This window comes from Pseudarthrobacter sp. MEB009, assembly GCF_030208875.1.
Taxonomy (GTDB): domain Bacteria; phylum Actinomycetota; class Actinomycetes; order Actinomycetales; family Micrococcaceae; genus Arthrobacter.
In genome coordinates, this window is record NZ_JARVTC010000005.1 from 1 (window position 1) to 15,918 (window position 15,918).

Annotated in this window: 14 protein-coding genes and 1 tRNA gene; 7 read left to right on the forward strand and 8 right to left on the reverse strand. The window is 66.8% G+C overall.

Annotated elements, in window-relative coordinates:
- A partial coding sequence (locus QRN07_RS03750; protein WP_502934774.1) for a pyruvate dehydrogenase E1 component-related protein occupies positions 1 to 547 on the reverse strand: 547 nt, incomplete at its 3' end.
- A 313-nt stretch (positions 548 to 860) separates the two neighbouring features.
- On the opposite strand from QRN07_RS03750, the gene QRN07_RS03755 reads away from it, so the two are divergent.
- The 4 genes from QRN07_RS03755 to QRN07_RS03770 all read left to right on the forward strand — a co-directional run bounded on the left by QRN07_RS03755 (position 861) and on the right by QRN07_RS03770 (position 4,776).
- Complete coding sequence (locus tag QRN07_RS03755) at positions 861 to 2,426, forward strand: NCS1 family nucleobase:cation symporter-1 (RefSeq protein ID WP_285240361.1); 1,566 nt, start codon at positions 861 to 863, stop codon at positions 2,424 to 2,426.
- 27 nt (positions 2,427 to 2,453) lie between these two features.
- On the forward strand, positions 2,454 to 3,206 hold the full coding sequence (locus QRN07_RS03760; RefSeq protein WP_050684028.1) for an aspartate/glutamate racemase family protein: 753 nt from the start codon (positions 2,454 to 2,456) through the stop codon (positions 3,204 to 3,206).
- A gap of 15 nt (positions 3,207 to 3,221) precedes the next feature.
- Positions 3,222 to 3,983: an SDR family oxidoreductase gene (locus tag QRN07_RS03765; RefSeq protein WP_050684027.1), complete on the forward strand. Its 762-nt coding sequence runs from the start codon at positions 3,222 to 3,224 to the stop codon at positions 3,981 to 3,983.
- Positions 3,984 to 4,050: 67 nt separating this feature from the next.
- Positions 4,051 to 4,776 carry a Pr6Pr family membrane protein gene (locus QRN07_RS03770; protein WP_197273502.1) on the forward strand — a complete coding sequence of 242 codons (726 nt, stop codon included), beginning with the start codon at positions 4,051 to 4,053 and terminating at the stop codon, positions 4,774 to 4,776.
- An 8-nt stretch (positions 4,777 to 4,784) separates the two neighbouring features.
- Here QRN07_RS03770 and QRN07_RS03775 read toward each other — a convergent pair whose 3' ends face one another.
- From QRN07_RS03775 to QRN07_RS03785, 3 genes are read right to left on the reverse strand one after another with little or no spacing between them, the layout of a single operon-like run.
- Positions 4,785 to 5,162, reverse strand: a complete 378-nt coding sequence (locus QRN07_RS03775; protein WP_285240362.1) for a sterol carrier family protein — start codon at positions 5,160 to 5,162, stop codon at positions 4,785 to 4,787.
- A gap of 28 nt (positions 5,163 to 5,190) precedes the next feature.
- Positions 5,191 to 6,213 carry an asparaginase gene (locus tag QRN07_RS03780; protein ID WP_285240363.1) on the reverse strand — a complete coding sequence of 341 codons (1,023 nt, stop codon included), beginning with the start codon at positions 6,211 to 6,213 and terminating at the stop codon, positions 5,191 to 5,193.
- Between the two features lie 37 nt (positions 6,214 to 6,250).
- Complete coding sequence (locus tag QRN07_RS03785; protein WP_285240364.1) at positions 6,251 to 7,825, reverse strand: molybdopterin-dependent oxidoreductase; 1,575 nt, start codon at positions 7,823 to 7,825, stop codon at positions 6,251 to 6,253.
- A gap of 99 nt (positions 7,826 to 7,924) precedes the next feature.
- Here QRN07_RS03785 and purD point away from each other — a divergent pair, with 99 nt between their 5' ends.
- Together purD and QRN07_RS03795 are read left to right on the forward strand one after the other, a co-directional pair.
- Complete coding sequence (gene purD / locus QRN07_RS03790) at positions 7,925 to 9,244, forward strand: phosphoribosylamine--glycine ligase (RefSeq protein WP_050684023.1); 1,320 nt, start codon at positions 7,925 to 7,927, stop codon at positions 9,242 to 9,244.
- A complete protein-coding gene (locus QRN07_RS03795) occupies positions 9,241 to 10,179 on the forward strand; it encodes a phosphoribosylaminoimidazolesuccinocarboxamide synthase (RefSeq protein WP_050684022.1) in 939 nt (312 codons plus the stop codon). Before purD ends, QRN07_RS03795 begins: the two co-directional genes overlap by 4 nt.
- A 10-nt stretch (positions 10,180 to 10,189) precedes the next feature.
- Here QRN07_RS03795 and QRN07_RS03800 read toward each other — a convergent pair whose 3' ends face one another.
- The gene (locus QRN07_RS03800; protein WP_050684021.1) at positions 10,190 to 11,455 is read right to left on the reverse strand and encodes a helix-turn-helix domain-containing protein; all 1,266 of its coding nucleotides are present in this window, start codon (positions 11,453 to 11,455) and stop codon (positions 10,190 to 10,192) included.
- A gap of 133 nt (positions 11,456 to 11,588) precedes the next feature.
- On the opposite strand from QRN07_RS03800, the gene QRN07_RS03805 reads away from it, so the two are divergent.
- Positions 11,589 to 11,831 carry a hypothetical protein gene (locus QRN07_RS03805; RefSeq protein ID WP_056596359.1) on the forward strand — a complete coding sequence of 81 codons (243 nt, stop codon included), beginning with the start codon at positions 11,589 to 11,591 and terminating at the stop codon, positions 11,829 to 11,831.
- Between the two features lie 187 nt (positions 11,832 to 12,018).
- Here the strand turns inward: QRN07_RS03805 and QRN07_RS03810 are convergent.
- The 3 genes from QRN07_RS03810 to QRN07_RS03820 all read right to left on the reverse strand — a co-directional run bounded on the left by QRN07_RS03810 (position 12,019) and on the right by QRN07_RS03820 (position 15,793).
- Positions 12,019 to 12,095: transfer RNA gene (locus tag QRN07_RS03810), tRNA-Pro, on the reverse strand.
- Positions 12,096 to 12,161: 66 nt separating this feature from the next.
- A complete protein-coding gene (locus tag QRN07_RS03815) occupies positions 12,162 to 13,988 on the reverse strand; it encodes an ABC transporter ATP-binding protein (protein WP_056596362.1) in 1,827 nt (608 codons plus the stop codon).
- Positions 13,985 to 15,793: an ABC transporter ATP-binding protein gene (locus tag QRN07_RS03820; protein ID WP_056596365.1), complete on the reverse strand. Its 1,809-nt coding sequence runs from the start codon at positions 15,791 to 15,793 to the stop codon at positions 13,985 to 13,987. Before QRN07_RS03820 ends, QRN07_RS03815 begins: the two co-directional genes overlap by 4 nt.
- Positions 15,794 to 15,918: the final 125 nt, after the last annotated feature.

Here is a 15,918-nt window from a genome sequence, read left to right on the forward strand (position 1 = left end):
GGGACTTTTCCTGCCGGAACCCGTCCAGGTCCTCCTCGGTCAGCCGGCCTTCCATAAACGCCCGGGCGTACATGCCGGGGGAGGCGTGGCCCTGGAAGAACACCTGGTCCCCGCCGCCCGGGGCGTCCTTGCCGCGGAAGAAGTGGTTGAAGCCCACCTCGTACAGGGTCGCGGCCCCGGCATAGGTGGAGATGTGACCGCCCACCCCGATGCTGGGCCGCTGCGCCCGGTGGACCATGACCGCGGCGTTCCACCGCATGTAGGCCCGGTACCGGCGTTCGTATTCCTCGTTGCCCGGGAACGGTGCTTCCTGATCCACCGGGATCGTGTTCACGTAATCGGTGGTGGTCACCATGGGCACCCCGACGCTCTGCGCACCGGCGCGCTGCAACAGGCTCCGCATGATGAATTGGGCACGCTCCGTGCCCTGTTCCCTGATCAGGGAATCCAGCGACTCAACCCACTCGGCAGTCTCTTCCGGATCACGATCAGGCAGCTGGTTAGTCAACCCGCTGAGGATATGGGAGGTATCTTCTCCTGCAGCCACGGAGGCCTCATTTCATCGTTGAATGATTGGCGACTGTTTTTCATGATGTGAGAAAACAATCTTGCACAACGAGATTATCCAGAGGGGCCAAACCGGTCAACCGGAGCGGTGGTCCGCGGGGTTCCGGTGGCGAGATACCGCTTGCCCACCGATTGTGACCGCCGGCATGCCTGATCAACCTTGACCGAAGGTGATACAGATCATACTATTATTTCACTATTCAATATCTTGATTCCGCATTGTGGAATAACAGCGAGGGTCATTCGATCCGGTCTCACCACAGCGGCAGTACTCCCAGAATTGGAGCCCCCCAATGCAGACCAACCCCCCGGTCGGCGTCGAAACTGCAGACCTGACAGCGCCGTCAGTGCTTCCCACCCACCCCTCCGCTGGCGGTGATGCGCTCTGCGAGGCCGCCAGCGCCGCCTCCGGCGTCGAGATCAGTCCCACTCTCTACAACGCGGATCTTGCCCCCACCAAAAAAGCCGGCCGCAGCTGGTCCGGCTACAGCATCTTCACCCTGTGGGCCAATGACGTGCACAGCCTGGGCAACTACGCCTTCGCCATCGGCCTGTTCGCCCTGGGCCTGGGCGGCTGGCAGATCCTCCTGGCCCTGGGCATCGGCGCCGCCCTGCTGTTCGGACTGCTTAACCTCTCCGGCTTTATGGGCGTGAAGACCGGGGTTCCCTTCCCGGTCATGAGCCGCATCAGCTTCGGCATCCGGGGCGCACAGATCGCCGGCCTGCTCCGCGGCGCCGTGGCCGTGGCCTGGTTCGGAATCCAGACCTACCTCGCGTCCGTGGTGTTCCGCGTGATGCTGGTGGCCATGGTCCCGTCCCTGGCCGACCTGGACCGGAACTCCATCCTGGGCCTGTCCACCCTGGGCTGGATCGCCTTCGCCATCCTCTGGGTGGTGCAGCTGGTCATTGTCAGCTTCGGCATGGAAATGATCCGCAAATACGAGGCTTTCGCGGGTCCGGTCATCCTGGCAACCATGGCGGCCATCGCCGTGTGGATCTTCATCGAAGCCGGCGGCGCCATCGCCTGGTCCGCCAACAACGCGCTGGAGGGCCCCGAAATGTGGCTCACCATTTTCGCCGGCGGCTCGCTGTGGGTCTCCATCTACGGCACCTTCGTGTTGAACTTCTGCGACTTCACCCGCTCGGCGAAGTCGAAGAAGGCAGTGGTCCGGGGCAACTTCTGGGGCATCCCCATCAACATGCTGCTGTTCGGCGTGATCGTGGTGGTGATGGCCGGTGGCCAGTTCAGGATCAACGGCACCATCATCCAGAGCCCCTCGGACATCGTCCAGACCATCCCCAACACGCTGTTCCTGGTCCTGGCCTGCCTCGCCCTGCTGGTCCTGACCATTGCCGTGAACCTGATGGCCAACTTCGTGGCCCCCGTCTACGCCCTTACCAACCTGTTCCCCAAGCGGCTCAACTTCCGCAAGGCAGCAATCGTCAGCGCCGTGATCGGCCTGGTGATCCTGCCCTGGAACCTCTACAACAACCCGCTGGTCATCCTGTACTTCCTGGGTGGCCTGGGCGCACTGCTGGGCCCGCTGTTCGGTGTGGTCATGGCCGACTACTGGCTCATCCGCCGCAGCAAGGTCAACGTTCCCGAGCTCTACACCGCGTCCCGCGAAGGCGCCTACTTCTACAAAAACGGCGTCAATCCGCGGGCCATCACCGCAATGGTCCCGGCGGCTGCCGTGGCGCTGCTGATCGCCTTTGTTCCTGCGCTGGCCGCAGCCGCCCCCTTCGCCTGGTTCTTCGCCGCAGGCATCGCCGCAGTGGTGTACTTCTTCGTCGCAGACCGCGGGCAGCGACTGGTGGACCAGGACGGCGAGGCCATCGCCGTCGCCAGCACGCACTGACCGCCCACCCTCCAGCCAAGGAATCCCATGCGCATACTCGTTGCAAACGTCAACACCACCTCCTCCATGACCGAGGCGATTGCCGCCCAGGCCCGCAGCATTGCGGCGCCCGGGACGGAGATTGTGGGCCTCACCCCGAGGTTCGGTGCGGACTCGTGTGAAGGAAACTTCGAAAGCTACCTGGCGGCGATCGCCGTGATGGACGCCGTGACCTCCTACCCCGAGCCGTACGACGCCGTGATCCAGGCCGGCTACGGCGAGCACGGCCGGGAGGGGCTGCAGGAGCTCCTCGACGTTCCGGTGGTGGACATCACCGAAGCGGCGGCCAGCACCGCGATGTTCCTGGGCCACAAGTATTCGGTGGTCACCACCCTGGACCGCACCGTCCCGCTGATCGAGGACCGGCTCAAGCTCGCCGGGCTGGACGCCCGCTGCGCCTCGGTGCGGGCCAGCGGCATGGCCGTCCTTGAGCTGGAAGAGGAGCCGGAACGCGCGGTGGAGGCCATCATCGGCCAGGCGCTGCGGGCTGTCACCGACGACAAAGCGGAAGTCATCGTCCTGGGCTGCGGCGGCATGGCCGGACTGGATGAGGAGATCCGGCGGCGCGCCGGCGTGCCGGTAGTGGACGGGGTGGCGGCAGCGGTGACCATTGCCGAGTCCCTGGTCCGCCTGCGGCTCTCCACCTCCAAGGTGCGGACCTACGCTGTGCCGCGGCCCAAGACCGTCATAGGCTGGCCCCTGAACAGCGCACCGGTGGACGCCGCGCGCCAGGGCAGCTAGGTACAGGAGATCGGCGTGGAGAGTCCCCATCCCAACGGACGCGTGGCAGTGGTCACCGGGGCCGGCTCCGGCATCGGCCGGGAAGTTGCCCGGCAGATGCTGGCCGCCGGCTACCGGGTGGCCCTCGCGGGCCGTCGCCGGGAGCCGCTGGACGACGCCGCCGGCGGCCATCCCGCCGCGCTGGTGGTGCCGTGCGACGTCACCCGGCCCGACGCCGTCGAACGCCTTTTTGCGGACGTCCTGGGCACGTGGGGGCGCGTGGATGTCCTGTTCAACAATGCCGGCGTCTTTGGTCCGGCGGCGGGCGTGGACGAGATCAGCCTGGCCGACTGGGACGCCACGGTGGCGGTCAACCTGACCGGGTCCATGCTGTGCGCGGCAGCGGCGGTCCGGGCCATGAAGGGGCAGGAGCCGCAGGGCGGCCGGATCATCAACAACGGTTCCATTTCCGCCCACGTGCCGCGGCCCAGGACCGTTGCCTACACCGTCACCAAGCACGCCATGACGGGGCTGACCAAAAGCATTGAGCTGGACGGCAGGGGCTTCGGGATCACCTGCGGGCAGATCGATATCGGCAACACCAGCACCGGGATCATGGACACCATCGGGGTGGGCTCCGGCGCGCTCCAGGCGGATGGCAGCCGCCGGGTTGAACCGATGTTCCCGGTGGCCGACGCCGCCCGGGCCGTGCTGATGATGGCGGACATGCCGGCCTCCGCCAGCGTGGGTTCCGTGGTGGTCACAGCCGCGGGAATGCCGTTCGTGGGCCGCGGCTGAGCCTGCCCCCGCAGGAATCCGGGCCGGCTTCGGCCGCCCGGGAACCGATGTGGCCTAGGATCAGGCCATGACCGCAAACAAGGGACTGGCTCTTTTCCGCACCTGGTTCGCGCTGCTGGGCTTCGTGGCAGTCCTGTTCCAGTTCCTGTACCTGATGCAGAACGTCCCGGGCGCAAGCGCCGGCAACTACTTCAGCTACTTCACCATCGAGTCCAACATCATCGCCTTCGTCACGCTGGGCATCGCCGCCTGGTTCGCCTGGAAGGGGGCGAGCCCCCGCTGGCTGGAACTGCTCCGCGGCGCCGCCACCGTGTACATGACCATCACCGGAATCACGTACAGCCTGCTGCTGAGCGACGTGGACGTGAACACACCACTGCCCTGGGTCAACGTGGTGCTGCATTACACAGTGCCCACCATCATTGTGATCGACTGGCTGGTGGACCTGCCCAAGACCAGGATCTCCATCAGGACCTCGCTGCTGTGGCTCGCATTTCCGCTGGCCTACCTGGTCTACAGCCTGATCCGTGGCCCCTTCGCCGACTGGTACCCCTACCCGTTCCTCGATCCCCGGCTGGGCGGCTATGGCACCGTGGCCGTGATGTCCGTCCTGATTGCCGTGGCGGCGTTCGCCTTTGCCGTGATCGCAGCGTTGTCCACCCGGCTGCAGAACCTGGTGCCGCACCCCGCCACCGCAGCGGCAGGGAGCAGGGTGGCCGGCACCGGGCAGGGCCCGGACCGGATTACCGGCACTGGTCCAGGTACCGCCACAGGTCCCGGCAGCGTCAGCTAAGGCAGCAGCTAAAAGGGCAGCAGCGCCGACAGGTCCGCGCGGAGCCCGGACGCTGCCACCTTCCCTGCCGCGACGGCGTCTGCCCAGCGGATCCTGCCGCTGACCATCCCCAGCCAGGTGGCGGCGTCGCACTCTATGACGTTGGGCGGGGTGCCGCGGGTATGCCGGGGACCCTCGACGCACTGGGTGACGCCGAACGGCGGCACCCGCACTTCCACGGAGTTGCCGGGCGCGCGGGCCGTGACTTCCTCCAGTGAATACCGCACCGCCGTTGCGAGTGTCTGGCGCGGAACCGCTGCGTCCGAGGGGGCTTCCTGGGCGCGCTGCCAGGCGGCGAGCGCGGCAGCGCCTTCCTCAAGATCAATCCGACGGCGGGCTATGGCCATGCGTCGGGCCTCCTTCCGGTGGGGTGGGTCAGGGCTGGTCCAGCAGGGCGGACACCGAAGGGCCCAGCCGGATCTGGCCCACGGGCCGGCCACCGCCCAGGACGGGTTCCACAACTTTGGCCAGGACGTCCGCCACCTTATCCGGGTCCACGGAACCTGCGGCCGCGAGCAAGGTCAGCGCCACCAGCGAGGTGGCCCGGAGGTTGCCGTCCAGGACCTTGATGGCCACGGAAACGCCCTGCGGCGTGGCCATGGCCAGGACGCCTTCCGCCCCGATCTTGGCGATGACTTCCAGGTCCTCCATCACCACGGTGTTGGCCTCGCCCTTGCCCTGCACTGCCCATGGGTAGTCCAGCATGGAGGTGGCAATGGTGGCGGCCCGGGCGTTGGAGTGTTTGTCCCCGGGGGCCTTGGCCAGCTGCGAGTACGCGCGGGCCAAGCCTTTCAGGGACAGTGCGGCCACAGGGGCGCCGCAGCCGTCAACACCCAGGTGCGCGATCCGTTCGTCGGCGTTTTCCTCGATGGCGGTGCGGACAGCCTGCTGCAGCGGGTGGTTGGGCTCAAGGTAGCTGGCGGTGTCCCAGCCGTTTTCGGTGCACGCCCAGAGGAACGCGGCGTGCTTGCCGGAGCAGTTGAACGCCAGCCTGGACCTGCCGCGTTCGGAGCGGACCAGCCAGTTCCGTGCGGTTTCGTCCTGTGGCCAGGCCTCGGGGCAGAGCAGCTGGTCCTCCCGGACGCCCGCAGCCTTCAGCATCCCGGACACCACATCCATGTGGTCCAGGGACCCGGTGTGGCTGCCGCAGGCCACCGCCACCTGGGCGCCCCGCAGCGGGACGCCGCACTGCATGGCGGCCAGGGCCTGGAACGGTTTGAGGGCCGACCGGGCATAGACGGGGGTGGAGATGTCGCCCAGTTCCGTGACCACGGAGCCGTCCGCCGCGAGGAGCACGGCGGAGCCGAGGTGGCGGGACTCCACAAAACCGCTGCGTTCAATAACGGCCAGTTCGACGGCGGAGTCCACGGTGAAGGTGGCGTGCGGGTTGTGGGGCATGCTGCTTAGTCTATGGTCCGGCCGGGCCTGCACCGCGCTACTGGACGGTGACCATCACGGACTGCCAGCCGGATGCGCCGTCCGGCACGGGGTCGGCGCGCTGGTCCGTCTGGACCTCGCCGGTGCCGTCCGTTGCCCGGACCTTGATGTAGTGCGGGCCCGGGGTGGCGTCCCACTGGTAGGACCACTGCCGCCAGGTGACCAGTGAAGCCTCCGTGGACAGCTCGGCTTCCGCCCAGTCGTTGTTGTCGATCTGGACTTCCACTTTGGTGATGCCGCGGGTCTGCGCCCAGGCGGTGCCGCCCACGGCGACCTTCCCGGCCGGGACCTTAGCGAAGGACTTGGGCACGTCCACCCGCGCCATGGTCTTGATGGGTCCGCGCTCCGACCAGCCGCGGTCGGTCCAGTAGGCCTTGCTGTCCGCGAACCGGGTGACTTCGAGGTCAACCACCCATTTGGTGGCGGACACAAAACCGTACAGGCCCGGGACCACCATCCGGACGGGGTAGCCGTGCTCCAGGGGCAGCGGTTCGCCGTTCATGCCGATGGCCAGGATGGCGTCCCGGTCATCCTGCAGGACTTCCAGGGGCGTGGAGGCGCTGAAGCCGTCAATCGAGGTGGAAAGGACCATGTCGGCACCGTCCTTGGGCTTGGCCCGGCGGAGGACTTCGCGGATGGGCAGGCCCAGCCACTTGGCGTTTCCGGCCAGGTTGCCGCCCACGGGGTTGGACACACAGGTGAGGGAGACGTGGGTTTCGATGAGTTCGGCATCCAGCAGGTCCTGGAACGTGAGCCGGACTTCCTCCTCCACCATGCCGTGGATGCGCAGCTCCCAGTCGGCGGCATTGATCTCGGGGACGCTGAGCGCTGTATCAATCCGGTAGAACTCGTTGTTGGGGGTCAGCCAGGACGGCATGCCGGCCACCGGGGACTGCACGCCCTCGGGAACTGCTGCGGCAGCCTTGGCCGGGGCGGGTAGCTGCATCGCGCTGCGGGCCTGGGCAATGTTGCTCCTGGCCGCGCTGAGCAGCCGGCCGCCGGTTGCCGCGATACCCGCACCAACGGCGGTGATGCCGGCCGCGGCAAAAAACCTCCGCCGGCTGGTGGCGGGCCGCCCGTCGTCCGCGGACTGGTCGGCGGGGGCTTCGGGCCACGCCTTCAGGCGCCACAGGGGAGCCACAAGCAACCGGAGGGCCACCAGGCCGGCCAGGGTGCCCAGGATGCTGGGGATCGCGTCGACAGGGTTGACGCCGGCGCGGGTCACCACGGCGCCCACAATCACGGCGCCCATAAACAGGACGCCCAAGACACCGAGCGCCCATTTACGGAACGCCACCACACCCAGCACGCAGGCCAGCAGCGCAATGGTCACACCCATGCCGGCGAACAGGGCCGCCTTGTCATTGGTGCCGAACGTGGCGATGGCGAAGTCCTTCATCCACGGCGGCGTGAAGTCGATGAAGGTTGACCCCAAGGCAAAGAGCGGGGTTGCCCTCGCCGTGAAGAACGCTCCGATGAGTTCTGCCACTGCCAGCACGACGGCGGCAGCCACCACGCCTGCCAGCGCCGCCATGGCGGTGGTTCCCTTGGGCCAATTCCGTTGCGTCTTCATGTCAGCTATTCGGAGTGGCGGGTGCCGCGGATTGTCCGGGCAGGTTGGCAAAGACACAGCTTAGGCCCGCTAAGGGTGCACCACGTACCCTTGTTGACTGTGAAGGTACTCGTCATTGGCCCCGGAGGCCGCGAACACGCCATTGTCCGCTCCCTGCTCGCCGACCCCAACGTGTCCGAGGTCCACGCTGCACCCGGCAACGCCGGCATCAGCAAACTGGTCCCGACGCACCGGATCGACGGCAACGATCCGCAGGCCGTGGCGGCGCTCGCCACCCGGCTCGCCGTTGACCTGGTGGTGGTGGGACCGGAGGCGCCGCTGGCGGCAGGGGTCTCTGACGCCGTCCGCGCCACCGGCATCCCGGTGTTCGGCCCGGACAAGGCAGCAGCCCAGCTTGAAGCGTCCAAGGCGTTTGCCAAGGAAATCATGGCCGAAGCCGAGGTGCCCACGGCCATGGCCCTGGTGGCCACGAACGCAGCCGAAGCTGCCTCTGCCCTGGACACCTTCGGCGCACCTTACGTGGTGAAGGACGACGGCCTGGCCGCCGGCAAGGGCGTTGTGGTCACCAAGGACCGCGACGAAGCCCTGGCCCACGCGCAGACCTGCTTCGACGCCGGCGGAACCGTGGTCATCGAGGAGTTCCTGGACGGCCCAGAAGTGTCCCTTTTTGTCCTGTGCGACGGCCACAACACTGTGGCACTGTCCCCGGCACAGGATTTCAAGCGGATCTTCGATAACGACGAAGGCCCCAATACCGGCGGCATGGGCGCCTACACCCCCCTCGAATGGGCACCCGAAGGGCTGGTCCAGGAAGTCATTGACCGCGTGGCGCAGCCCACCGTCAACGAAATGGCCCGCCGTGGCACCCCCTTTGTGGGTGTGTTGTTCGTGGGGCTGGCCCTGACCACCCGCGGCACCCGCGTCATCGAATTCAATGTCCGCTTCGGCGACCCTGAAACGCAGGCCGTCCTGGCCCGGCTCAAGACCCCTCTCGGTTCCCTGCTCCTGGCCGCTGCCAAGGGCGAACTGGACCGGGTGGATGAGCTGCGCTGGTCGAAGGAAACGGCTGTCGCCGTCGTCGTGGCGTCCGAAAATTACCCGGACACCCCCCGGACGGGCGACCGGATCCGCGGCCTCAAGAAGGCGGAAGCGCTGGACGGCGTGCACGTCATCCACGCCGGCACGGCGCTGGACAACGACGGCAAAGTGGTCTCCGCAGGCGGCCGTGTCCTGGCTGTGGTGGCCCTGGGCAGCGACCTGGTGGAAGCGCGCGAAAAGGCGTACGACGGCGTGGAGCTGGTGCAGCTGGACGGCTCGCAGTTCCGCAGCGACATTGGCCGCAAGGCCGCACGCAACGAGATTAAGGTCTCCACCGCCACCGGAGCCCTCCCCGTGACGAAGGCGAAAGGCCTGGCATGAGCGAGACACCCGAGTTCCGCGGTCTCAAGACCGAAACCCTGGACCTGCCCGGCTGGACGCACGTCTACTCCGGCAAGGTACGGGACCTGTACGAGCCCGCCGACCCCGCCATCCTGGAGCAGGTGGGCCAGGAGTGCGTCCTGGTGGTGGCCAGCAACCGGATCAGTGCGTTTGACCACGTCCTGGCCAGCGAAATCCCGGACAAGGGCCGCATCCTCACGCAGCTGAGCCTGTGGTGGTTCGGGCAGCTGGGCGTGGAACACCACGTCCTGGCGTCCACCGTTGCGGACGGCGTGCCGGAGGCCGTTGCGGGCCGGGCCATGATCTGCAAAAAACTGGACATGTTCCCCGTGGAATGCATTGCCCGCGGCTACCTCACCGGCACCGGGCTCGTGGAGTACCGGGCCAGCGGGACGGTCTGCAGCATCCCGCTGCCGGACGGCCTGGTGGACGGCTCACGCCTGGAGCAGGCCATCTTCACACCGTCGGCCAAAGCCGAGGTGGGGGAACACGACGAGAACATCACCTACGAGGCAGTAGTGGGCATGGTGGGCGATGACATCGCGGCCCGGCTCAGCGAGCTGACCCTGAAGATCTACACGACGGCGGAGAAGATCGCCCGGGAACGCGGCGTGATCCTGGCCGACACCAAGGTCGAATTCGGCTACGACGCCGTGTCCGGGGCCATCACCCTGGGCGACGAGGTCCTGACGCCTGACTCGTCCCGCTTCTGGGACGTGGCCACGTACCAGCCGGGACAGGCGCAGCCGTCCTACGACAAGCAGTACGTCCGCGACTGGCTGACGTCCGCCGAGTCCGGCTGGGACCGGAGCTCCGACACTCCGCCGCCGGCACTGCCCGCAGAGGTGGTCAGCCGGACCCGCAGCCGCTACGTGGAAGCGTACGAAAAGATCACCGGCCAGGCGTTCGCCTGACCAGCCGGTGCTAACTGGCCCCGGCAGCCGCTGCGGCGCGCTGCTGGGCCAGCTTGATCTCCAGGACGGCATCCAGCGCCTGCTGGACCCGGTCTGCGGCTCCGGCCGCGCTGAACGCCTTCTGGGCCTCCTGCAGGTGCACCAGGGCCTCGTCCGTCTCGCCTGCGGCTTTCAGTGACTTCCCCAGCAGCAGCGAAACCTCACCGGCCGTGTGTTTGGCCAGGGAATCACTTTCGCTGTGGATGCCGCGCAGCTTCTCGACGGCAGCCACGATGTCCCCGGTCAGGTACAGCCAGCGGGCGCGGATGAACGCCACTTCCAGCTCATCGCTTTTGGTTCCGCCCACAATGGAAAATGCCAGTTCGGCCCGCTCGATGGAGGACAGCGTCTCCGGCTCCACGATGCCGGAGGAAAGCCGCACCGCCGCCGAGGCCTTGTTGAACCGGGCCCACAGCTCAATGTCGTTGGCGGGCGAGAGCAGTTTCGCTGCCCGTTCGTGGTGTTTGACGCCCTCCACGTAGTCGTGGCGCATAAATGCGACGTTGCCGATCACCCAGGCCACCTCGCCGGCGAGCTGCGACATGGAGTGCTCATCCACCTGCTCGTACAGGGCCTGGCAGAACTTCCAGGCCTCGTCCAGCCGGCCGCTTTCGGCCAGGGCGCCGATCAGGATCCGGTGGGCACCGATCAGCACGGTGGAGTTCCGCGGCAGGCTGACGGACAGCTTGACCGCTTCGAGGGCGTGCTCCACGGCGACGGACAGCTGGCCCTGGCCATGGCAGACGGCGGCCAGCATCTGGCGGGCACGGACGCCGAGCCCCACCGATTCGGTGGCCATGGGGTGCTCAAGCAGGCGTTCGATGATGTTGCGGCATTCCTGCAGGTCACCCTGCTTCATGAGGCATTCCGCCTGCATATAGGTCATGTTCCACCAGGCACTGGTGTTTTTGCCGTCCAGCGCGATCTGGGCGGCGGCCGCAGCGTGGCTGGCAGCGAGTTCGTAGTCCCGCAGGTCCCAGGCCTGGCGGGCGTACAGCCCGGCCAGTACGTACTCGGCGTCGCTGACGGAAATAGGCTGGCTCCAGGCTTCCAGCGCCTTGGGCGCCAGTTCCAGCCGGCGTGCCAGTTCCTCGATCACTTCTGCTGTCGGTTCCCTGCGGCCCGTCTCCAGCAGTGAGATGTAGCTGGGGGAATACAGATCCCTGCCCAGTTCGGCCTGGGTCAGCCCCCGTTCGAGACGCTCCGCGCGGAGCTTCTCCCCGAATCCGTTACCCACGGGATATCCTCCTCTTCTGGGACTGTCTTTGTGCAAATGCTTGACAGTCCCTGTGGAAAACATTTTACAATGTATGTCAACAAGGACAGTGCTGGCTTTGTAACGAATCCGACTCGTATTGAGGAACCCAAACATGTTCAAGAAGATCGCATCAGCAGCCGTACTGGCTGCCGCGCTGGCATTCTCCGCTGCGGCCCCGGCCGTCCTGTCCGCCGGGTCCGTCGTGGACAACTCGGCAACCTCCGTAGCCATTGGCAACTGGCCTGATCCCGCGTCCAAGAAGACCAAGACCACCACGGAGCCCACCACCACCACCGAGCCCTCGGGAACCACTTACACGGCTTCGCGGATCGGCAACTGGCCGGACCCCGCGTAAACAGCTTCCTCACCTAAACGGAGGCAGGGAACGGCCCCGGAGCGGACGCTCCGGGGCCGTTTTGTCTCCCGGCGCCGGGAGTATCAGTTACGGACTGTGTCCTGCGCCGTTATGGAACCGGGATCTGAGGGAAGCAGGCAATTAATACAAAAAGAGGGCCTCCGTGTGGAGACCCTCTTTTTGTAATTGGTCGGGATGACAGGATTTGAACCTGCGACCTCGTCGTCCCGAACGACGCGCGCTACCAAGCTGCGCCACATCCCGATCCGCTGCAAAAGCAACTTTACAAGAATAGCGGATGCCGGGTCCCGATGCGAAATCGGCGCCCGCTCAGACCAGGGAGTCCTTCCATGCGCCGTGCAGATCGGCGAACCGGCCGCCGCCGCTGATCAGGTCGGTGGGGCTGCCGTCCTCCACAATCCGGCCGTCGTGGACCACCAGAACACGGTCCGCGGTTTCCACCGTGGACAGCCGGTGGGCGATGATCAGCGCCGTCCGGCTCTCCGCGTCCGTGCCGGCCAGCAGCCGGGCCAGGCCGGTCTGCACCAGGCGCTCGGACGGGATGTCCAGGGAGGACGTGGCCTCGTCCAGGATCAGCACTGCCGGCCGGGCCAGGAATGCCCGGGCGAAGCTGATGAGCTGCCGCTGGCCGGAGGAGACCCTCCCGCCGCGCTTGTTGACGTCGGTGTCGTAGCCCTCCGGAAGTTCCAGGATGAAATCGTGGGCGCCCACCGCGCGGGCGGCGTCCTCGATTTCCTCCCGGGAGGCTTCCGGCCGGCCCAGGGCGATGTTGTCAGCCACCGACCCGCTGAAGAGGAAGGCTTCCTGCGTGACCATGGTGATGTTCCTGCGCAGGTCGGTGGTGCTCAGGTTGCGCAGGTCCACGCCGTCCAGGGTCAGGGAGCCGGAGGAGACGTCGTAGAAGCGGGCAATGAGCTTGGCCAGCGTGGACTTGCCCGCGCCGGTCTGGCCCACCAGGGCCACCGTCTGCCCGGCGGGGATGTGCAGGTCCATGGTGGGGACAATGACAGGGCCGTCGCCGTACCGGAATTCCACGCCGGTGAAGTCGACGGCGCCGCGGGCGTTCTTCAGCGCCACCGGGTTTTTGGGCGGCCGGACGGTGGGCACTTCCTCGAGCAGTCCGGAGACCTTCTCCAGGGCGGCCTGGGCACTCTGGAATGAGTTGTAGAACATGGCCATCTGGTCCACGGGTTGGAAGAACCGCTTGGTGGACAGGATCAGCGCCAGCAGTACACCCACCGCGAGTTCGCCGCCCAGCACGCGGAAGCCGCCGAAGAGCAGGACCACGGCCACGCAGACGTTGCCGATCAGCACCAGGCCGGGTTGGAAGATGCCGTTGAGGTTGATGGACCGGACCGTGACCAGCCGGTAGTCCTCCGCCAGCTCGCCGTACCGGTCGGCGTTCTCCTTCTCCTTGCGGAACGCCTTCACGGCGCGGATGCCGGTCATGGTCTCCACAAAATGCACAATCAGGCGGGCCGAGACAACGCGGGATTCCCGGAACGCAATCTGGGAGTGCTTCTGGTACCAGCGGGCCAGGAAGAACATGGGGACACCGGCGGCCAGGACCAGGAGGCCGCTGCGCCAGTCCAGGGCAAACACCGTGATGGCGGTGAAGATCATAAACAGCAGGCCGGAGGCGAGTGAGCTTACGCCGGAGTCCAGGAGTTCGCGGAGCGCCTCGAGGTCCGAGGTCTGCCGGGCGATGATCCGGCCTGAGGTGTACTTCTCGTGGAATTCAAGGCTCAGCCGCTGGGTATGGCGGAACACGCGCAGCCGCAGGTCCAGCAGCATGGACTGGCTCAGCCGGGCGGTGGAGGTGACGTAGAGGGCCGTGAGTCCCGCTGTCGCAATCGCGGCCAGCAGGTACGCGACGCCGGTGAACACCAGCGGGAGGTTGTCGCCGGCCTGGAGGGCGGGCAGCGCGTTGTCGATGCCGAACGCGATCAGCGCCGGGCCGGCAACGCGGGCGGCCTGGGACAGGACCACCATGGCAATGGTCAGCCAGAACCGCAGCCGAACGGGCCGGATCAGGGATCCCAGAAGTGCCAGCGACCGCCGTCGGACGGCCTTGCTTTCGTTTTTGCTGAGGTGGGCGTTGTCCTCGTTGGCGGTGCCGAAGGTAGCGGAGCTCATCGGGTGGCCTCCTCTGCCTGGTCTTCAAGGGCTGACAGTTCGGAGTCAAGGTCCCGCGGTTCCGGGTCGAGGCTCGCGATCACGTAGCGGTAGTGGCTGTTCGTGGCCAGCAGTTGGGTGTGCGTGCCGACGGCTGTGATCCGGCCCTCTTCCAGCAGGGCGACGCGGTCGGCCAGGGCCACGGTGGACGGGCGGTGCGCCACGATCAGGGTGGTGGTGTCGCGCAGCACCTCCCGGAGCCGGGTCTCCACGAGCTCTTCCGTGTGGACGTCCAGGGCGGACAGCGGATCGTCGAGCACCAGGACCTGCGGGCGGGCTGCGATGGCGCGTGCCAGCGCGATCCGCTGCCGCTGGCCACCTGACAGGCTCAGGCCTTCCTCGCCGATCAGCGTGTCCAGGCCTTCCGGCAGGGAGTAGGCGAAGTGTGCCTGTGCCACGTCCAGGGCCTCTTCCAGGACCTCGTCGGTGCGGTCCCGGGCGCCCAGGAGGACGTTGTCGCGCACGGAGTTGGAGAAGAGCGTGGTGTCTTCGAACGCCACGCCCACCACCCGGCGGAGGTGCGGGACATCGAAGTCGCGCAGGTCCACTCCGTCGATGCTGATGCTGCCCCCGGAAACGTCATAGAGCCGGGGGACCAGCTGGATCAGGGCGCTTTTGCCGCTGCCGGTGATGCCCACCAGGGCCATGGTCTCGCCGGGCCGGACCTCCAGGTTGATGTCCTTGAGGATCGGTTTGTCCGGTGCGTCCTCGAACGCGAAGGTGGCGTTGGTGAACCGGAGTGCCCCCGCCAGCCGGTCGGGCCGTTTGGCCTCGGCGGGGGACGTGATGGTGTTGGCGGCGTCCATCACTTCGTAGTGGCGGTCGACGGCGGTCTTCGCCGTGAGTGCCATGGCGAGGAGCATGCCGGAAAACTCCACGGGGGACGCAATCACGGCGGCGGTGGCGAAGAAGGCCACCAAGGCGCCGATGCTGAGCTGGCCGCTGGCGCAGAGCATCACGCCCACTACCAGGCCGGCCCCGAGGGCGAGTTCGGGCAGGAGCGTGACCACCATGGTGAAGGACGCCTGATGGCGGGCCTTCTCTATTTCGGTCTGCCGCAGCTCCTCGGCCTGTTCGTTGAAGTTTTCCAGGGCTTCGCGGCTGCGGCCGAAGGCCTTCAGCACGCGGATGCCGTGCACCGATTCCTCCACCGTGGTGGCGAGGTCGCCGGCCTGGTCCTGGCTGCGCCGGGCAACCTTGCTGAACCGGGTGCGGAACCGGAAGCTGTACGCCATGATGGGGACCGCCGCCGCCAGGAAGATCAGGGCCAGCTGCCAGCTCATGGAGAACATCACCGCGATGCCGATGACCACCGTCAGGGTGGTCACCACCAGCATGATGGCGCCAAACGCCATCCAGCGGCGCAGGAAGTTCAGGTCCGTCATGGCCCGGGAGAGCAGCTGGCCGGATCCCCAGCGGTCGTGGAAGGAGACGGTCAGGTCCTGCAGGTGGCCGTACAGCGAAACCCGCATTTTGGTTTCCACGGTGGTGGCGGGGTTGATGACGAACTGGCGGCGGAGGGCCACCAGGCCGGCCTCGGCGATGCCGAGGACCAGGATGACGGCGGCGGAGATCCACACGGCATCCGTGGCTCCGCCGGGCTGCAGGGAGTCATTGATCAGGACCCGGAGCACCTGCGGAATGGTCAGTGCCACCACGCTGGCCAGGAGTGCGCACAGGAGGCCCATGACCAGCCGAGGGATGATGGGCCGGATGTGCGGGTAGAGGCGGCTAATGGATCTGAAGAATGATGTTTGCTTGGCCATGCCCGCTTTTCAACCTAAACCGAATGTGATTACCCTTGGCAACTACCTTATGCCATTGAGTGAGACGATTCACAGGGGTTCCGGCTTTGGTGGTGGACTTGCCCAGTTATTATGATCCGCAATGC